19 protein-coding genes and 1 other RNA gene are annotated in these 19,709 nt (G+C 42.9%); 12 read left to right on the top strand and 8 right to left on the bottom strand.

From position 1 onward, the window contains the following. Positions 1-346: 346 nt before the first annotated feature. Positions 347-1,291, top strand: a complete 945-nt coding sequence (locus Xind_RS05350; protein ID WP_047684207.1) for a VirK/YbjX family protein — start codon at positions 347-349, stop codon at positions 1,289-1,291. A gap of 32 nt (positions 1,292-1,323) precedes the next feature. Here the strand turns inward: Xind_RS05350 and Xind_RS05355 are convergent, their stop codons facing one another. Next, entirely contained in the window at positions 1,324-1,920 is a 597-nt protein-coding gene (locus Xind_RS05355; RefSeq protein ID WP_047684149.1) for a GNAT family N-acetyltransferase, read from the bottom strand. A 285-nt stretch (positions 1,921-2,205) separates the two neighbouring features. On the opposite strand from Xind_RS05355, the gene Xind_RS05360 reads away from it, so the two are divergent. Next, positions 2,206-4,227, top strand: a complete 2,022-nt coding sequence (locus tag Xind_RS05360) for an oxidoreductase (protein ID WP_187649623.1) — start codon at positions 2,206-2,208, stop codon at positions 4,225-4,227. An 87-nt stretch (positions 4,228-4,314) separates the two neighbouring features. Here Xind_RS05360 and sstT read toward each other — a convergent pair whose 3' ends face one another. After that, positions 4,315-5,559 carry a serine/threonine transporter SstT gene (gene sstT / locus Xind_RS05365; RefSeq protein ID WP_187649624.1) on the bottom strand — a complete coding sequence of 415 codons (1,245 nt, stop codon included), beginning with the start codon at positions 5,557-5,559 and terminating at the stop codon, positions 4,315-4,317. A gap of 681 nt (positions 5,560-6,240) precedes the next feature. Here sstT and Xind_RS05370 point away from each other — a divergent pair. The 5 genes from Xind_RS05370 (at position 6,241) to Xind_RS05390 (ending at position 8,685) form a co-directional block, all read left to right on the top strand. Further along, positions 6,241-6,909: a DedA family protein gene (locus tag Xind_RS05370; protein WP_047684158.1), complete on the top strand. Its 669-nt coding sequence runs from the start codon at positions 6,241-6,243 to the stop codon at positions 6,907-6,909. Between the two features lie 206 nt (positions 6,910-7,115). Continuing rightward, entirely contained in the window at positions 7,116-7,421 is a 306-nt protein-coding gene (locus tag Xind_RS05375) for an ElaB/YgaM/YqjD family protein (RefSeq protein WP_047684160.1), read from the top strand. Between the two features lies 1 nt (position 7,422). Further along, positions 7,423-7,821, top strand: coding sequence for a phage holin family protein (locus tag Xind_RS05380; protein WP_047684163.1), 399 nt, complete (start codon positions 7,423-7,425; stop codon positions 7,819-7,821). Next, positions 7,814-8,107: a YqjK-like family protein gene (locus tag Xind_RS05385; RefSeq protein WP_187649625.1), complete on the top strand. Its 294-nt coding sequence runs from the start codon at positions 7,814-7,816 to the stop codon at positions 8,105-8,107. Before Xind_RS05380 ends, Xind_RS05385 begins: the two co-directional genes overlap by 8 nt. Positions 8,108-8,289: 182 nt before the next feature. Beyond that, positions 8,290-8,685: a DoxX family protein gene (locus Xind_RS05390; protein ID WP_047684168.1), complete on the top strand. Its 396-nt coding sequence runs from the start codon at positions 8,290-8,292 to the stop codon at positions 8,683-8,685. 60 nt (positions 8,686-8,745) lie between these two features. Here the strand turns inward: Xind_RS05390 and Xind_RS05395 are convergent, their stop codons facing one another. Beyond that, positions 8,746-9,639, bottom strand: a complete 894-nt coding sequence (locus Xind_RS05395) for a LysR family transcriptional regulator (RefSeq protein ID WP_047684171.1) — start codon at positions 9,637-9,639, stop codon at positions 8,746-8,748. 155 nt (positions 9,640-9,794) lie between these two features. Here Xind_RS05395 and Xind_RS05400 point away from each other — a divergent pair, with 155 nt between their 5' ends. Continuing rightward, the gene (locus Xind_RS05400) at positions 9,795-10,508 is read left to right on the top strand and encodes a pirin family protein (RefSeq protein ID WP_047684173.1); all 714 of its coding nucleotides are present in this window, start codon (positions 9,795-9,797) and stop codon (positions 10,506-10,508) included. A gap of 67 nt (positions 10,509-10,575) precedes the next feature. Here Xind_RS05400 and rnpB read toward each other — a convergent pair. After that, positions 10,576-10,973: RNase P RNA component class A (gene rnpB / locus Xind_RS05405), an RNA gene on the bottom strand. Positions 10,974-11,033: 60 nt separating this feature from the next. Continuing rightward, positions 11,034-11,906, bottom strand: a complete 873-nt coding sequence (rsmI, locus tag Xind_RS05410) for a 16S rRNA (cytidine(1402)-2'-O)-methyltransferase (RefSeq protein ID WP_047684176.1) — start codon at positions 11,904-11,906, stop codon at positions 11,034-11,036. Between the two features lie 63 nt (positions 11,907-11,969). Here rsmI and Xind_RS05415 point away from each other — a divergent pair, with 63 nt between their 5' ends. Genes Xind_RS05415 through dolP form a run of 4 tightly spaced genes read left to right on the top strand, consistent with a single transcriptional unit; the run spans position 11,970 to position 15,421 of the window. Next, positions 11,970-13,781 (top strand): penicillin-binding protein activator, encoded by a 1,812-nt coding sequence (locus Xind_RS05415; RefSeq protein WP_187649626.1) that lies wholly within the window; start codon positions 11,970-11,972, stop codon positions 13,779-13,781. 32 nt (positions 13,782-13,813) lie between these two features. Continuing rightward, positions 13,814-14,203: a YraN family protein gene (locus Xind_RS05420; RefSeq protein ID WP_187649627.1), complete on the top strand. Its 390-nt coding sequence runs from the start codon at positions 13,814-13,816 to the stop codon at positions 14,201-14,203. A 40-nt stretch (positions 14,204-14,243) separates the two neighbouring features. After that, positions 14,244-14,834, top strand: coding sequence for a DnaA initiator-associating protein DiaA (gene diaA / locus Xind_RS05425; RefSeq protein WP_047684188.1), 591 nt, complete (start codon positions 14,244-14,246; stop codon positions 14,832-14,834). A gap of 11 nt (positions 14,835-14,845) precedes the next feature. Next, positions 14,846-15,421, top strand: a complete 576-nt coding sequence (gene dolP, locus Xind_RS05430; protein ID WP_047684191.1) for a division/outer membrane stress-associated lipid-binding lipoprotein — start codon at positions 14,846-14,848, stop codon at positions 15,419-15,421. Between the two features lie 174 nt (positions 15,422-15,595). Here dolP and mtgA read toward each other — a convergent pair whose 3' ends face one another. From mtgA to arcB, 3 genes are all read right to left on the bottom strand, one after another. Beyond that, positions 15,596-16,315: a monofunctional biosynthetic peptidoglycan transglycosylase gene (gene mtgA, locus Xind_RS05435; protein WP_047684194.1), complete on the bottom strand. Its 720-nt coding sequence runs from the start codon at positions 16,313-16,315 to the stop codon at positions 15,596-15,598. A 4-nt stretch (positions 16,316-16,319) separates the two neighbouring features. Next, entirely contained in the window at positions 16,320-16,973 is a 654-nt protein-coding gene (gene elbB, locus Xind_RS05440; RefSeq protein ID WP_047684196.1) for an isoprenoid biosynthesis glyoxalase ElbB, read from the bottom strand. Positions 16,974-17,209: 236 nt separating this feature from the next. Beyond that, entirely contained in the window at positions 17,210-19,561 is a 2,352-nt protein-coding gene (gene arcB / locus Xind_RS05445) for an aerobic respiration two-component sensor histidine kinase ArcB (protein ID WP_187649628.1), read from the bottom strand. Positions 19,562-19,709: the final 148 nt, after the last annotated feature.

Below are 19,709 nucleotides of genomic sequence, written 5' to 3' on the forward strand. Positions count from 1 at the left end.
TCAGTCCATTTTGGGATTTTTTTGATTTGGCGATTAATCAGATCGCAAAAATTGGACTGAGTTCCCTCCAAGTGATCTACTATTTTGAAAGCTTATTTATAACACTACATATCATTAGCAAATAATGACAAAAATAAAAACATAAAGTTATGGCTAACGAATTAACTTATTCAATGTTCATTGAACAAAAAATAAAACAAAGTAATACTGATAAAATAGAAAAATGAAAATTTAACTGAAAATCAACATAGTAAAGTTAAATTAATCTGTTTTTAATACGTTTTGATATATCCAATAGAAAAATGGTAAAATAATGCGCTGTCTATTATTTTGGATTTTACAATCAATGAAATATCTACAACAATCTAAAACTACAACATATTCAGGCGTGAAACTGTTTACCGATCTTGTCGGACAGCGTGTTTCTCCCGGAGTATATTGGGACTCATCCAGTTATCGTGCAAAGTTCGCTTTACGCAGCCTTTTTACGCCTATCTCTACACTTAAGCTACTGGACAGAATTGCTAATACTCCAATTTATCTGGATATTTTAAAGAAACAGCCTAGCTTACCTTGTAAATTACATCGCCCATATCTGAGTATTAACTTCAAGCGTAATCAGATTGTCGGTGCACTTAGTGAGCATTATAGAATTTTATTTCAACAGATAACACCCACTGTTATTAATAAGATATTTAATACTAATTCTTATTTACTGGCCACTATCCAGGGGAAAAATGAATCATTTAATGTATATATAGATTCTTTAGACAACCTGAATAAAGAAGGTGAACTTGCGCTATATATGACTACAGAAAAAAATGTCACTTTGGCAAAATGTGCATTCACCTTATTAACTATTAATGGCAAACAAACATTGTTTATTGGTGTCTTACAAGGCCCAGCCAAAAGGGATAATTCTCTGGATGTTATCCGTAATGCAACTAAAGAGTGTTATGGCCTGTTTCCTAAGCGTTTATTGATTGAATCTATTTGTCGTTTTGCTGAACATACGAATTGTGAACAAATCTTAGCTGTCAGTAATGAAACACATATTTATCGTAGTATCCGCTACTGGCATAAGAAAAAGCACCTGATGGTAGCGGATTATAATGCTTTTTGGGAGTCTCTGAATGGCATCAGGAAAGAGAATAATGATTTCCATCTGCCATCCAATATCGAAAGAAAATCATTGGATGAAATCCCCAGTAAGAAACGCGCAGAATACCGTCGCCGTTATCAACTACTGGATGATTTAGATAGCCATATCAAAGCTTCTCTCACCAATTAGCCATCATTAGGAAGTCGTTCCTGATGTGATGCTTAGCGGGGCTTCGCCATTAGCCAGATAAGATGGCTTTTTATGGCAGGCCACTCGCTACGAAGAATGCTATATACGCAAGTATCCCGCATTGAACCATCCCTTGTTCGTGAATGGCAACGTAGAATACCATCCAATTTTGCGCCTAAACGCTCAATTGCCCTGCGACTCTGGTGATTCAGGAAGTGAGTTCTGAATTCCACAGCAACACAATCCATTTTTTCAAACGCATATTCCAGTAACAAGAATTTTGCCTCTGTATTAACAGGCGTACGTTGAACTGATTTTGCATACCATGTCGAGCCAATCTCCAGTCTGGGAAGATTGGCATCGATATTCATATAAGTCGTCATTCCAATTGCTACATTCCTTTGATTATCAATAACGGTAAAAGGCAACATCTTTCCCTGCGCATGAAGAGCTAAACGACGCTCAATTTCTGCTTTTACCCCATCCGGCGCTGGCACACTGGTATACCACAATTGATGTAATTGTCCATCTTCAATGGCACGCGCGAATTCATCATGTCGTTCCTGCGTCAAAGGTATTAAAGTGACATTCTTTCCAGTCAGAGTGATCCATTCGGTTATGTTTTGCATCGTGTTACTGTCCTTATCTTAAATAACCATTAAGTTACAACGAAATATTTTTTGTTGCTATAACCTTCGTTTTTCAAATTACTACTTTGTTGACGATATCTTGAAATCTGTTGGGTATAGATGATTTCATGATATCTGTCACAATCAATTAACAAAGTGATTCCAATCGGGCTGGAACCCTCTAAATTTGATAGCAATCTCATCCGACCACTTAGCTAACAGCTAAGTCATATTGAAAACAATAATACTGTGTGTGAGTCGTCAAATTATTCGATGGAGAATGTAATGAGCAATTACCCTCATCTGTTTACCCCGCTGGATTTAGGCTTTACTACCTTAAAAAACCGTGTCTTGATGGGCTCAATGCACACAGGGCTTGAAGAACATCCTAATGGAGCCGAGCGATTGGCCCAATTCTACGCAGAGCGGGCTGCTGGTGGTGTAGCGTTGATAGTCACAGGTGGTATCTCCCCCAATCCGCAAGGCGTTGTTGCAGCAGGAGCAAGCATTCTAAATAGTGAAGATACTTTGCCCCATCATAGGATCATTACAGATTCAGTACATCAGGCTGGCGGTAAGATTGCCCTGCAAATCTTGCATACCGGGCGTTATAGCTATCAGAAAAACCTCGTTGCTCCTTCAGCCATTCAGGCTCCGATCAACCCCTTTATGCCTAAAGAAATGTCCGACGCGGATATCCAACAAACTATCAGGGATTTTGCTCACTGCGCTCAGCTCGCACAACAAGCCGGTTATGATGGCGTTGAGATCATGGGTTCAGAAGGCTACCTCATCAATCAGTTTCTGGTTGTCCGTACTAATCATCGTCAGGACAAATGGGGAGGAAGTTTTGAAAACCGTATGCGCTTTGCCGTGGATATTGTCAAAGCAGTACGCGCTATTGTCGGAAAACGCTTCATTATTATCTATCGCCTTTCTATGCTGGATTTAGTGGAAGATGGCTCCAGTTGGCAGGAAGTCGAACAATTAGCACTGGCGATTGAACACGCTGGTGCTTCCATCATCAATACCGGTATCGGCTGGCATGAAGCCCGTATTCCAACAATCGCCACAATGGTGCCCAGAGCCGGATTTAGTTGGGTCACCCAAAAGCTGATGGGGAAAGTCAGTATTCCCTTGATCACAACGAATCGTATTAATGATCCCCATGTTGCAGAACAAATCCTTAGTGAAGGCTGCGCAGATATGGTTTCTATGGCTCGCCCTTTCCTGGCAGATGCTGAGTTTATTTTAAAAGCTGAACAGAACCGTGCAGATGAAATCAACACTTGTATTGGCTGTAATCAGGCGTGTCTGGACAGAATATTTGTCGGGAAACTGACTTCATGTCTGGTGAACCCACGAGCCTGCCATGAAACAGAATTTATCGCCGAACCGGTGAAACAACCCAAAACTATCGCAGTGATTGGTGCCGGACCGGCTGGCTTATCCTTCGCTGTTACTGCCGCCAGTCGCGGACACCATGTCACGTTATTTGAACGAGAAAACAGAATTGGCGGGCAATTTAATATTGCCAAACAAATTCCCGGCAAAGAAGAATTCCATGAAACACTGCGCTACTTTGAGCGCCAATTGGCATTGAATGGTGTTGAAGTAAAACTGAATCATACCGCAACATCAGACCAGCTTGCTTCGTTTGAAGAAGTGGTCGTTGCCACCGGTATCACGCCACGGACACCGAATATTGATGGTATTGAACATGAAAAAGTGCTGACTTATCTGGATGTATTAAAACATAAACGTGATGTTGGCCCATGTGTTGCCATTATTGGTGCTGGCGGTATTGGCTTTGATACAGCGGAATATCTGAGCCAGAGTGGACAGAGTAGTAGCCTGAGCAGCCACGCATTCAGTCAAGAATGGGGTATCGACCAGACGCTTTCCCATCGTGGTGGATTACAGCCAGAAGGTGCGCACATGGAACCCTCACCACGAAAAATCTATCTATTGCAGCGCAAGGATGCCAAAGTCGGGGAAGGCTTAGGTAAAACTACCGGTTGGGTTCATCGGGCCAGCTTACTGATGCGGGGGGTCACTATGTTAAACAGTGTGCAATACCTGAAAATTGATGATCAAGGGCTGCATATCCTGCGCGATGGTGAGCAACAATGCCTTGAGGTGGATAACGTAATTATCTGTGCCGGTCAGGAACCATTGAAAGAGCTTTACCAACCTCTGCAAGCAATGGGTAAAAACGTATATTTGATTGGCGGAGCCGATGTCGCCGCCGAATTGGATGCCCGCAGGGCAATTGATCAAGGAACTCGACTGGCAATTAAGATTTAGTAAAAAAATAAAAGGCTAATAATAGGGGAACGGTGATAACAACCGAACGGTTCATTATCACCGTCTTATTTCTGCGACTGATACAAATTAACGCTCTGCTAACTGTTCCGATGTTTGTCTTGCTTCTTCTGCCTGACACACCGCAGCCGTAAAAAGTACGTCTGTTGAGGAATTCAGTCCCGTTTCAGCCGAATCCTGCAATACACCAATAATCAAACCTACTGCTACAACCTGCATAGCAATCTCATTGGAGATACCGAACATGCTACATGCCAACGGGATCAACAAGAGTGATCCACCCGCCACACCTGATGCGCCACATGCTGCAATTGCTGAGACTACACTTAACAGTATTGCCATTGGGATATCAATAGCTATGCCCAGGGTATTTACCGCTGCCAGCGTCAATACGGTAATAGTGACAGCAGCTCCCCCCATATTAATCGTTGCTCCCAAAGGAATTGAAATAGAATAAGTATCCTCATCCAGATTCATACGACGGCACATTGCCATGTTAACCGGAATATTAGCTGCCGAGCTACGGGTAAAGAATGCAGTTACGCCACTTTCACGTAAGCAGGCAAAAACTAAAGGATAAGGATTACGGCGTATTTTCCAATAAACAATCAATGGGTTAACAACCAGTGCAACAACAATCATACAACCCAATAGTACAACCAACAGTTGTGCATAGCCAAACAACGTTTCGAATCCTGTTGTGGCGATAGTGGAGGCAACCAAGCCGAAAATACCAAGGGGAGCCAGACGAATAACAACACGAACAACTAGGGTCACGGCTTCGGCCAGATCCTGCACCATTGATTTAGTTGATTCCTTTGCATGGCGTAAAGCGATACCCAGACCAATCGACCATGCCAGAATACCAACATAATTACCTTTCAATATCGCATCAATCGGGTTAGCAACGACGTTGAGCAACACTCCTCTGAGCACTTCAACAATATTTTCCGGTGGTGACATCTGGGCATCATTAGTCGCCAGAATTAATGTTGATGGAAACAGTATGCTGCCGATAACAGCGACCAGTGCTGAGAAAAAAGTTCCGGCAATATAGAGAATCAGAATTGGTCGGATATTGGTTTTCTGACCTTTTTTATGGTTTGCAATAGAAGACATTACCAGAACCCACACCAGGACTGGTGCGACAGCTTTCAAAGCACCAACAAAAAGGGTTCCCAATAGACTGACTGATTGCGCGGCAGAGGGCATTGCCCAGGCCAGTAATACCCCTGCAACTAATCCAATAATAATTTGAGTGACGAGGCTTCCTCGTACAATATACTGCACAAAGCCTTTTTGTTGTTTTTCCATAATCTATCCATTTGATATTTAGGCTTAATAAGCCTGTTGTTTTTATGTTTGCTTTTCCAGTATAGAAAAGTACAGAGAGCGAAAAAGAATAATTAATAAAAATCTACAATCAGCTCAACAATTGATAACAAAATCGTCACATTTGTGTGATCAAAACGACAGATTCGCTGTTTAATCAGATATTGGCGAAATGCAAAGAAAAACAAAAAACTAAAGTTTTTATTTTAATTCAAATGGTTAAATGAATGATTAGTTTTGGGTACAATACTTGTGATCGACATTAACGCCAATATTATTGATGGATTAATTTCGCAATCGGCCGATAAACGATGAATTTTGTATCTGGAAAAATCAGGAATTCAGGCAGATGAAAGAGTAAATAAGTAAATAGTGCGGTTTTGTGAAAATCTCATAAAACAATTAATCAATTGATATACCTGAGTGATTTTATTTCCCCCCCTTATTAATGTTCAATTGCTCACCAAAATTTTCTGTTTCACTACTAATGATTTTGTTAGAGTGTCACTATCACTTATTAATGCCTTCTGAAAGGCATTTAAAGGCACTTTATTGACAATCTTAATATAATGCTTTGTATTTTCTTGCTATATAATAGAAATGCACCATAAACACACCATAAAAGTAAGATGTAATCCTTAACCCGCGTTTTAGGAACATTTGATGGAAATTGTAACAGACCTCATTTATGCACTTTGGCACCAAGATTATGAAACACTCGCTAACCCGTCATTGGTATGGGCAATCTACCTTCTGCTCTTCACAATCCTGTTTCTGGAAAATGGCGTGTTACCCGCAGCATTTTTGCCAGGTGACAGCTTACTCATATTGGTTGGCGTCCTGATAGCCCAAGATGCAATGTCGTTTCCCACCACGTTAATCATCCTTACTACCGGTGCAAGCCTCGGTTGTTGGGTAGGTTATCTTCAAGGAAGGTGGCTTGGTAACACCAAATTAGTCCGGGGCTGGCTATCACATCTTCCTTCGCATTATCATCAACGCGCCCATAATCTGTTCCACCGTCATGGGCTATCAGCCTTGCTAATTGGTCGCTTTCTTGCGTTTGTCAGAACATTGCTGCCTACATTAGCAGGTCTTGCAGGATTGAATAATGCACGTTTTCAGATGTTCAACTGGTTAAGTGGTTTCTTGTGGGTAATTATCCTGACGACTCTGGGTTATGCTCTTGGTAAAAGCCCCTTGTTCCGCCAGTACGAACAATACCTTATGAATTTTCTGGTGTTATTACCCGTAGTTCTGTTACTCATTGGCTTAATTGGCAGCCTGACGTTCATCTGGCGTAAGAAACGCACAAATAACTCTATTCAATAATTCCAAATTTAATAACTCTAACTTCCACATCGCCCTGTAGCATTACGGCAGGTAACTTGTTACAGGGGCTTTCTCCCGCTATTCTTGGTAATCATTTAGGATTAATCTGCCATATTAGATGACAATTTTTCACCATTCAGACTTTAAACTCCGCATAAAAACGTCTATGTTAGAAATTCATCCACCGTATATATGAGGAGAGTTCCATGCCACAGATGAAAAACTCTGAAGAATTACGTGCTGAATTGCAATCCCTTGCGGATACGTTGGAAGAAGTTCTAAACAGTTCCGAGGATAAGTCCAAAGCTGAGTTGGAAAAATTACGCAGCAAAGCAGAAAAAATGGTCAAGGATGCCCGCACAGCTTTTAGTGATGCCAGTGATAAACTGACAGATCAGACAAAAGAAATAGCAAGCTGTGCAAACAGTTATGTCCGTGACAACCCCTGGACTAGCGTAGGTATCGGTGCCGCCGTGGGTATCATATTGGGCGTATTACTGGCAAGACGCTGAAATGACCCAATCATCCCATTCACAAGGTCCGGGAAAAGGAATATTTAATACCTTACGGCGAGTGGTAACTCTGGTTGTCGGTATGGTTGAGACTCGTATTCAGCTTGCAGCCGTTGAGTTGGAAGAGAGTGCAGCCACACTGGTACAATTATTGTTGCTGGTAGGGTTCACGCTGCTATTTGCGGCCCTTGGTATAATATGTCTGTTAATGTTGGTCTTTCTGGCTGTCGATCCGGCCTACCAGACTACAGTCATAGCCATTGCAGCAGGAACTCTGCTACTTCTCGCCGTGTTTGGCACAATTTGGGCTATCAGGAAATCCCGTCGGCTGACTTTTCTCAATGCAACTCGTGAGCAACTCAGGATAGATCGCAAGATGTTGGAGAATGACCATGAATAAATCACGGCGTCAGCAACGAGAACGGAAAAAACAAGCATTATTACAAGAAATTCAGCAGCAAAGACAATCTCTCTCAGCTTATGGCCAGCATTGGCTTACCATCACCCGCTCTTACGATCATGGTTGGCAGACACTACTCTCTTTCAAACCTTATTTTGCTATTGGTAGTGGTATATTACTGCTCTATGGCATTCGTCATCCCCGAAAACTTTATCACTGGTCACGTCGCCTGATTAGCATTTGGACACACACCAATATCCTACGCAATATATTGAACGGGCGTTAATCATTTTTATTGCTTTTGTCCTTCTTCAAATCCCTTTATGTAAATTGGGTTATTTTTTCAAAAAAATTGTACTAAATTGTTAATATTCCTTACTATCAACCCGTAATACCTCTCCTTAGAATACTCTCCATCAAGAAAATATTAGCTAATTGTGCTTTTAGAACACATACCTGGAGATGTTCATGAAAAAATTTGAAGATAGTGGCTTATTAGTAGCGCGTATTTTAATGTCAATCCTGTTTATTATTGCAGGCTATGGAAAATTAGGCAGTGCTTACGCTGGAACGCAAGAATTCATGGAAGCCATGAAAGTTCCTGGAATTCTACTGCCACTCACTATCTTACTTGAACTCGGTGGCGGAATTGCCGTGTTGTTAGGGCTGCTGACCCGCACTACAGCAGTGTTTACTTTTATTTTCTGTATCCTGACTGCAATTCTGTTCCACTCTGATTTTTCAGATGGCATGAACCAGACTATGTTCCTGAAGAATTTCGCTATCGGTGCGGGTTATCTCATGCTGGCAATGATAGGGCCAGGCAAATTCAGTATTGACGGTGTACTGAATAAGAACTGGTAATTGCCTGCTATTACAAAAAAAGCCCCTTGCCTGTTTACCTGTAAGAGGCTTTTTGATTCATTATTTCATAAATAATTTGGGGATTTCTCGCAGACACCAGGTCTTAGCTTCCCCCATCCTGTCACGCCGCCATGCCATAATAATGTTAGTTTCATGGATATATTCCGAACCAATAACCCGCAGACGCCCTTCTGCAATATCATTTTCCACCATCGGATATGGCATTGTTGCAACTCCCAACCCCGCCAACAATGCCCGTCGTTTATCTTCCAGTGAACTAACCGTTAGGCGTGGTTGTTTATCCAAAAGTTGAATTGTCAGTACCGGGCGTTCCCTTGCTGTATCAGCCACGGCTATCCCACGGTACTTAACCCGTGTGGCATCAGATAACGGTTCTGGTTCAAGATGAATAGGATGCTCCACACTGGCAACATAGACGTTTTTTATGGAATAAAGTGCTCGTGAATTGGTTTCCGCAGATGCCCTGAAATGAATATCTGGTGCAATCACAATATCTGCATGGCCCGTTTCCAGTCGTTCCCAGGCGCCAGCCAACACTTCGGTCATTAATGAAAGCTGAGTATGCGCTTTATTTGCCAGCCTATCCACAAGAGGAAATAATGACTCAACGGGAAACAGCGCTTCACAGACAATGGTCAGTTGAGTTTCCCAACCACGGGCAAGAGCTTGTGCATCTGCCGTAAGTTTGTCCGCCGCTTCAAGTAATAGCCTGCCCCGATCAAGCAACATTCTGCCGACATTAGTAAACTTTGTACGATGCCCAGAGCGGTCAAACAACACCACATCCAGCTCTTCTTCCAGTTTCTGCATGGTATAACTTAATGCAGAAGGCACCCGCCCCAATTCATCCGCTGCTGCGGCAAAACTTCCTCTCCGATCTATCGCATCCATCACCCGTAAAGATTCCAGTGTAAGCGCTCGTTCTTTCCCCATGCTCTTTACCTATATAGCTCTCAATCAGTAAATTTGAATATAGAGAACAGATTAACTGGCTAACATTTCAACGTCCAGAGAATTAAGATCAAGTGCAATAGGTCTATAACAAATAAATATATGGCAAGCAGACGTATGGTAAAGAGATAGTTGTCATGATAATAACCAGAACAGCAAATCAATGCGGGAAAGCCGATTATGGTTGGTTAAAAGCCCGTTATACTTTTTCATTCGGCCACTATTTTGACCCAAATTTTTTGAACTATGGCGCACTTCGGGTACTTAATCAGGAGAGCCTTGCCCCAAAAGCAGAATTCAAGCCAAAGGCTTATCCCCATGTCGATATCCTGAATATTATCCTGCAAGGAGCAGCCGAATACCGTGACAGTGCCGGAAACTATACTCAGGCCCGTCAAGGAGAGTGCCTGCTATTCTCTACCCGTCAGGATCTGCGCTACAGTGAGCACAATATCAGTAATAAAGTACCGCTGAACCGCCTGCAACTCTGGCTTAATGCCAATCCACATCAGGCACCACAATCCGTGCAGCGTAGAATGTTATCTGATCAACCCTTGACTCTGTTGGCCTCGCCCACAGCCGAAAAAAACAGTATGTCCCTGCGCCAATCAACCTGGATAAGCTTTCTTATGCTGCAAGCTAATGGCACCCAGACAATACCTCTGCAAGGGGGACAGGCTTATCTGCAATCTATCAATGGTAACGTTGAGATCCATGCTCAGAGCCATACCAGCGACCAGTTTAATGTGAGTATCAAATGTGGGGATGGGATATTTATTCAAGACGAGCCACAACTGCGCCTGCGGGCAATCTCTTCATTTCAGGGCTTGCTAATCGATTTGGGGAGCTAATATCTCTGCCTGAGTATCAGTCTAAAATGAATAAGCCCTATAAAGCAGAGGCTCTATAGGGCTGAATCTGTGGAGTCGGCCGATAAGCCGGGTTCTGTCGTGGACAATCATTCATCTAGGCCAGAACTTACGCGCTGGCTCAAGCAACCTACCCGGGTTCGATACGGGCCGTACCATGTGAACCTCTATTTGGTCTTGCTCCGGGTGGAGTTTACCGTGCCACGAACTGTTACCAGCCGCGCGGTGCGCTCTTACCGCACCCTTTCACCCTTACCTGATCTCAGCTTCTTACAAAGCTGAGCCATCGGCGGTTTGCTCTCTGTTGCACTGGTCGTAGGCTTTCACCTCCCAGACGTTATCTGGCACCCTGCCCTGTGGAGCCCGGACTTTCCTCCCCTTTACTCCTTTACTTCCGAAAGAGACTCCCGAAAGAAACAGTAAAGCAGCGACTGTCTAGCCAACTCCGGCGCGAATTATAAGGGGTTTATCACCTGATGTATAGGGGTTTTCATGTTCCCGCTACTTTCATGTACTTTCTTCGGTTTGCTCAAGAGCATAACGGTATAAAGCATTTTTCTTTACGCCATGAATGTCTGCCGCCAGTGCCGCAGCTTTTTTTAGCGGAAGCTCTTTTTGTAGTAATGCCAGTGTTCGCAAGGCTTCTGGGGAGAGACTATCATCTGCTGGTTTGCGATATCCTTCAACAATCAGCACCATTTCTCCCCGCCGGCGGGTTTCATCTTCTCTGATCCATGCCAGTAACTCTCCAGCAGGCATTCCCTGAATAGATTCCCATGTTTTTGTCAGCTCCCGTGCTAATACCACATAACGATTTGCGCCCCACACTGTGACAATATCTTCTAAACTGTCCAACAAGCGATGTGTGGACTCATAGAAGATCAATGTCCGCGGCTCCTGCGCCAAATCGCGTAATACATCCCGGCGCCCTTTACTTTTTGCCGGCAAAAAACCTTCGTAACAAAAACGATCGGAAGGCAGCCCTGCGGCAGATAATGCCGTAATTGCTGCACAAGGCCCTGGCAATGGGACAACATTAATACCAGCTTCACGGCAACGACGGACAACGTGATACCCCGGATCATTGATCAACGGTGTTCCGGCATCAGAGACAAGAGCAATACTCAGACCTTGCTGCAATTTCGCAATTAATTGATCTGCTTTCTGCTGTTCATTATGATCATGAAGTGCGAACATGCGCGCATTAATGGCAAAATGCTGAAGCAATAAGCCAGTGTGTCGCGTATCTTCGGCTGCAATCAGATCGACATGTTTAAGAACTTCAAGTGCACGCTGAGTGATATCCCCCAGATTTCCAATAGGGGTTGGTACAACATACAGCGTAGATGTCGTAACCACTGCTCGATTGGGTTGATTCATTGTTTCATCCGAATGACCGATTTAAAATTGAGCATCTTTGAAAAAAACATCACTGGATACAGTATGCTTCCCTCAATTTTTGTGCGTTTCAAAACTGGTTTAGTCTGCTCAGCACTGCTGACGACTATGATTATTGCAGGGTGTACCATGCCTAAACCGCAAGGGCAACCACCTTCTGAGCCAAAAGACAAGATCAGCGCAGAGATTAACCACTATCAAGCGATTATTGATGCTGCTGATAACCAGCCTTCTCTGGATGTCATCCGTGCTTATATTGCACTGGAACCACATGCAGTAAATGAAGCTGCACATCAGAAAAACATTGATGATACATGGCAGGTATTGACGCATCTGACTTCACAACAACTGAGCGAACTGGTAATTAATGCCAATGAATATACGCTTCAAGGATGGTTAGATCTGCTCAATGCTTATCAAACCAATAAGCAGGATCAGGATAAACTACGTTCTGCTATTCGTGACTGGCAAATTCGCTATCCGGATAACCCCGCTGCTCGGAGTTTACCTGCTGCCCTGCAACAAATGCTGTTTATCCCCACAGATCGTCAGGCCAGCATAGGGCTGTTTCTGCCTCTGAGTGGTCAGGCAAAAGCGTTTGGTGAGGCGATCCGCCAAGGCTTCCTTGATGCACAAAAAGGCTTACCACAACCCGAACTACCTGTGAATGCAACTGATTCTGCCAATATTAGTTCCGTTAATACCAGTACAGCAGCACAATTTACGATCAGCCCGGTTCCTGTCAATGATCATCCTGTGAAAATCTATGATACCAGCAGCCAGCCTCTGGCTAATCTGTTGGCACAAGCTGAACAGGATGGGGTTACTCTGGTAGTCGGGCCATTGCTGAAACCTCAGGTTGAGCAATTGGCACAGCTCAATACATCATTAGATATTCTGGCGCTTAATAAACCAGACATATTGCAAGCTCATTCTAATATCTGTTATTTCTCCCTGTCACCGGAAGATGAGGCTAAAAGTGCCGCCCTGCATATCTGGCATCAACAGAAACATAATCCACTAGTGTTAGTACCGCGTACGGTATTGGGTGATCGAGTGGCAAAAGCCTTTGCAGCCGAATGGCAGAAATTAGGCGGTTCCGACGCCTTACAACAATCCTTCGGAACAACAACAGAGATGAGACAATCCATGAACCGTGGTGTTGGGATTCGTTTATCCGGCACACCAATTGCTGTCAGTCCTTCTTCCGTCAATACTTCCACTCCTGATATTGACGAACCACAAGCTAATAAGAACTTATCCGTTGCTGTTACCAGCACTTCACGTGAGCAAATTGATGCGGTTTACATCGTTGCGACAACGGATGAATTAGCGCTGATCAAGCCAATGATTGATATGGCAATCAGTTCTCGTGAAAAACCCGCGCTTTATGCCAATTCACGTAGCAATAAAGCAGATGCCGGGCCAGATTTTCGCCTGGAAATGGATGGTATGCAATTCAGCGATGTTCCATTATTAACAGGAACGAATATTCCCCTGATGAAACAGGCTGCAAGTAAATTTGGTAATGATTATTCTCTTATGCGCCTTTACGCGATGGGAATTGATGCCTGGTCATTAGCCAATCATTTTACTCAGTTACAACAAGGTATCGGGTTCAATATGAATGGGGCATCCGGAGAGCTTTCCATCACCGAGGGTTGTACAATATCCCGTCAGCTACCGTGGATGCAATTTAATAATGGACGTATTAAGGTTGAAAGCCGTCTGACGGAAAATAACCCCGCTGACACGACTGACAGCACGATTAACAGTACCTCAGACAGTATTTCTGCCATTGACAATACTTCTGTTCAGAATATAAACAAAAATATTGCTATACAGCCGGTACAATAAATTATTTTTTCCTTTTAACGGGTAATTTCAGGATGAAAAAAAACCAAAATAATCGCTATGCGCAGGGATGCCATTATGAACAGCAAGTTAAACAGTTTTTGCAGCAACAAGGTCTTGTCTTTGTCGCAGAGAATGTGAAAATTCGTGGCGGGGAAATTGATCTGATCATGCGTGATAAACAAACATGGGTCTTTGTCGAAGTTCGTTTCCGCCAAAATGCACAATACGGCGATGCCGTTGCTACAATTACCCGAAGCAAGCGCAGAAAGATATTGCGCACCGCCTCGTTCTGGCTTTACCAGCGTGATGAATGTTTTGAGACTGCGGCTTGCCGCTTTGATGTCTGTGCAATTACCGGTCAAAAATTTGAATGGCTGAAAGATGCTTTTAATTTAAATGAAAACCTATCTGATAGGTTCTGAATTTACTCGATCAATAAAATAGAAATATATAGGTCATAACGTGCTGGATAGAATTAAAGTCTGCTTTACCGAAAGTATTCAAACACAAATCGCAGCAGCAGAAGCATTACCCGACGCGATATCCCGCGCCGCAATGATGATGGTTCAGTCACTGCTGAATGGCAACAAGATCCTGTGCTGTGGTAATGGCGGCTCAGCCGCAACAGCACAACGTTTTGCAGCCAGTATGATAAACCGATTTGAGACAGAGCGACCAAGTCTGCCAGCGTTGTCGCTGAATGCTGATAATGTGGTAATTACTGCTATTGCTGGCAGTAAACAGCCAGAAGAAATCTACGCTAAACAAGTCAGAGCACTGGGGCAGACCGGAGATGTTCTGCTGGCTATCTCTACACATGGAAACAGCCGGGCGATTATCAAAGCAGTAGAAGCCGCTGTTACCCGTGATATGACTATTGTTGCATTGACGGGTTTTGATGGCGGTGAACTGGCAGGGTTGTTGGGGCCACAAGATGTAGAAATCCGCATCCCTTCCCATCACAGTGTCAGAATTCAGGAAGTGCACATGCTGACAATTAACTGTCTGTGTGACTTAATCGATAATACGTTATTCCCTCATCAGGATGACTAAGGAGCCAAATAATGCGGTTATTTTCTCTATTATTGGTATTTTGTAGTGCAATGTTATTACAAGGATGTATTGGTGCTGCCATCGTTGGCTCTGCTGCTATTGCAACCAAAGCAGGCACCGATCCCCGTACAGTCGGGCAACAAGTTGACGATACCACTTTAGAAGCTCGTATCAGTAATGACATCAGCAAAGACCCACAAATTAAGTCCCGGACTCGTATCGTTACGACCGTTTATGAGGGTAAGGTGCTATTAACCGGCCAGAGTCCAGATATGCAGCTAGCGGATCGGGCCAAGCAGATAGCATCAAAAGTTGAAGGGGTTAGTGTAGTTTATAACGAAATCAGACAAGGCAATCCTGTTACACTCAGTACTGCATCTTTAGATACCTGGTTGACAACGAAAGTACGTTCGAAAATTCTGGCCAGTGATGCGGTGAAGTCATCAAATATTAAAATTGTGACTGAAAATGGCGAGGTCTTTTTATTCGGCATTGTTACCAGGCAGGAAGGGGCTGATGCTGCGAAGATTGCCAGTGAAACTGACGGGGTTAAACGTGTAACCACCGCGTTCATTTATCTTGATTAGATTTCGATATTAAAAATAGCGATTAGCACGATACAACTCACGGTATCAACAGTAAAACATCACAGTTAATTTTTTCCAACAAGCTCTGTCAAACAAACTATTCCAAACAAAGCGGCACAAAAAGAGCTGCTTTGTTTGGGTTTTTCTACTGCTTCCTGAGCACTGCATTTCAAATTATTTGCTCAATTTATTTGATCTTAGGTAATTCTGTCCCCCTAATAACTGCATTTGCCGTAAAATCCATCGCTGACGTTGCAAGACATAAGTAGAAGGCATATCAACCCTATAGCGGAGAGGATTAGGTAACACTGCCGCCAAAAGAGCGGCTTCGGAGGCTGTCAATCGACTGGCTGGTTTGCTGAAATAGTGTTGAGCAGCTTCTTCCACACCAAAAATACCATCACCAAATTCAGCAATATTGAGATAGACTGTTAAAATACGTTTCTTCGTCCACAGTAGCTCCAGAACAACCGTCATTCCCGTCTCCAGCCCTTTTCTCACCCAACTACGCCCTTCCCACAGAAAGAGGTTTTTAGCTGTTTGCTGAGTTATGGTGGAAGCACCACGGATTCGCTTCCGATACTTTTTGTTATGTTCCACAGCCATTACTATCGCTGGAAAATCAAATCCCCAGTGTTCCGGAAACCGTTGATCCTCGGCAGCAATCACGGCTAATGCCATATAAGGTGAAATTTGATCTTGATCTACCCAAGTTGAGCGAGAAACATAAGATAAATTAATTGACACTAACGCACTGATTTGTTTTTCCAGCATCACCATAGAAAACGGCACCGGCAGAAATGAAAATGTGATTACAGCAACAAACCACAAAAGAGTGATCATGCCCACAATTTTTTTCAACCAGTGCCATAATATTGAAAAAGGATTTCTCATCCTATTACTCAATCATTTCCAATATTTTTCTGACCAATTTGTCTATCCCAATTTCAGCCTCAGATAAAGATTGAGCAAGCATATAAGCTGGCGTTGTGACAATTTTATTTTCAAAATCAACAACAATGTCATCAACCGGACACGCTATATGAATCCCTCCCATTTTTTCTATCTGTGCTACCGTTTCGGGATCATTACCTATAGTGACTTTTATCGGTTTATCTAATATTTTGGGAACCATAACGGGGGCAATACACATAAAACCCATTGGCTTACCTTTTTGGTGCATATTTTGCACAATTCTTAAAAATTCTTTATTTATTTCACAGTCAGATCCTTTAAATGCGAAATTACATAAATTTTTAGCCACACCAAAACCGCCGGGAACAATCAATGCATCCAAAGTATTAACATCAACTTCAGATAATGGCTGAATATTACCTCTTGTTATACGGGCTGATTCTTCCATTATGTGACGGATTTCTTGTTTTTCTTCTCCATTAAGATGATTAATTACATGATGTTGTGATTCATCAGGCGAAAAAAAAGTCACTTCAGCGCCCAAACGGCTCAAAGAGAGCATAGTTAAAACGGATTCGTGGATTTCACTACCGTCATAGACCCCACATCCACTTAATATAACTGCAACAGATTTCATATTTCTCTCCATTTGTAGTAGATTAATGCTTAACCCCTTAGAGGGTTAAACACCAATCTTCATCACAGATTTTAATGAATCTTGTAACAAAAAATCTTATCTTTGCTATGTTGGTACTTGTATTCTGTGTGGAAGAATTCTTTAATTGCTCGCGCCTAAAATAAATCTTAGATAAGCGGGCAAACAAGTTTCCCTGGTGTTGGCGCAGTATTCGCGCACCCCAACTTCGGTTGGGGTTATTTTTTTGTAGCGTCCGCCAGCCAGTTTCTCAATGTTTCTGTATCATGTTTCCATTCCTGACTCAGCTCATCTACCCACTCCTGCACGTTATCCCACCACGCTGGTAAATCTGGTGACTGGATCTGCTGTGCTAATTGTTGTAAATGACGTAATCCGACAGAACCGACAGCACCCTTGATTTTATGAGCCTCTTCCGTAATTCCTTTTTGATCCTTTGCTGTCATATTCGATTCCAGTAAGGCAAGGTAGTTCGGCATCATATTTTCAAAGATGGTCAAATTATCAGCTATCATCTTCGGACCGACCAAGTCGATATACTGATTGAGCATTTCTAAATCAAGTAGTTCATCAATGAATTCTTCACCCTTTTTCAAGGTCATTGTCTCCGGTAACAACGGTTCAGATTCAGCCGGTTTACCCCAGAATTTGTCCATTACGGCAGTCAGTTCTTTAACAGAAAGAGGTTTATTGAGAACTTCATCCATGCCTGCCTCAAGATATTCTTTTTTATCTTTCAAAACATTGGCAGTCAGAGCGATCAGAGGAGGGAGAGTGTGATTCTGGTAACGTTTATGCAATTCACGAGCAATATCCCATCCAGTCATATCCGGTAATTGGATATCAAGCAGCACCAAGTCATACTCATCGGGATCAAACATTTCCAGAGCATCACGGCCATTCATGGCGACATCTACACTATTACCGAGTTTCTCCAGGACAGAACGGGCAACAATGACATTCAGCTCAATATCCTCAACCAACAGGATATTCAGCGCGGGTAACGGCAGTGAATCTTCTTCTTCCTCTCCTACAGCATTTTCATCAATCGCAGGGGCAATCACAGACAAGGTAAAACAAGATCCCTCACCTACTGTACTCTTAACCGTAATATCACCGTCCATAGCTTGTGCAAGCCGTTTGGATACAGCAAGACCGATCCCTGTCCCCGTGGCCGGACGGCCGCCAGCACTGTCTCTCACCTGATAATACATGGCGAAGATTTTTTCTAGCTCATCAGAGGGAATACCAATACCGGAATCAGTGACTTCAAACAGCAGGCGATCTTCTTTTTCACACCAGATACGCACTCTGATTTCACCTTTCTGAGTAAATTTCACAGCATTGCCAATTAAATTCCACAGAATTTGGCGCAAGCGAGTACCATCAGCCAATACCTTAGTGGGTAATGGCAATTCTGGTTCTAAAACAAACCGAATTCCTTTCGGTTGTGCCAACAATCCAGATAAATTCTCCAAATCAGCCATAAAACCAGTAAAATCAATCGGCTGAGTGTCAAGTTGGATCTTACGGCGCTCAATTTTATCTAACTCAATAATATCATTAAAGATATTACCCAAAGTTATCGCACTGACGTGAATTGTTTTCAGATAGTTGCATTGTTCAGATGTCAGATTCGTATCCATCAGGATACGGCTTAAGCCGACAATGCCATTTAAAGGCGTACGAAGCTCATGGCTAATCGTAGAAATAAAGGTAGTCTTATCCCTGCTGGCGTTCTCTAACGCGTCCTGATAACGTTTACGCTCCGTTATATCGCGTCCAAATCCCATCAGACCATGACGTCTACCGATACGATCATAAAAAGGAACTTTTCTCAGCTCAAAACAGGCCTTGCGTCCATCGGGATAAACCAACCATTGTTCATAAGTCAGCGAGACGTTATGACGAAAAACTTTTTCATCCGTTTCCATCACCTTGCTGGCAATTTCCTTGTCGTAAACGTCTATCGGTGTCAGACCAATCAGTTGTTTTTCGCTTTTGCCTGTCAGCAGTTCCATCGCTCGATTACAGCCAGAAAACTCATTATCTTCATTGCGGTAATAAACTAGATCAGGTGAAGCATCAAGGAATGAACGCAACAGAACCGATTGCTGTTCAAGTTCAATCTGTGTTTTTTCACGGTACTCCATTTCTAATTTCAATTTGTCCAGCAATACCAAATGCGCTTGTTCTGCTTTTTCCCTTTCGCTGATTTCTTGATTTAATTGAGTAATATTGTCTTTTAGCTGCTGATTCAATATTGCATCACGTTGACGCATTTCCTCCAGTTTTGCCACCAAACTGGATAAGCGTTGACGGGACTCTTCAAGTTGCTCCACGACAATAGAGAGAAAATAAACCGCCCACGGCGTAATTAATAAACCAAAAAAGATGGAACGGATTAAATCGATACGTTGTACTTCCCCATGCAAGACAAATGTCACTGCCATTTGCATCGCCATTGCCAAAATCACCAGAACAGATGCCAGTAGTAACGAAAAGCGTACTAATCCCAGTTTCATCATTAAATCAACGTAATATTGGGCAAGCCCCCTGATCAGCTTCATAACAACTCCAAGTAAAATCACCAGATTGAATCATAACTTAAATAAAGCCCAACTTCGTTAAGGGATATTGCTCTTAATCCCCTTAAAAGAATAAAAAATCAAAAAAACAGAATATTAAATCAAACCCGATTTTAGTTACTTATAAAAG

The organism is Xenorhabdus indica (assembly GCF_014467235.1).
GTDB classification, from domain to species: domain Bacteria; phylum Pseudomonadota; class Gammaproteobacteria; order Enterobacterales; family Enterobacteriaceae; genus Xenorhabdus; species Xenorhabdus indica.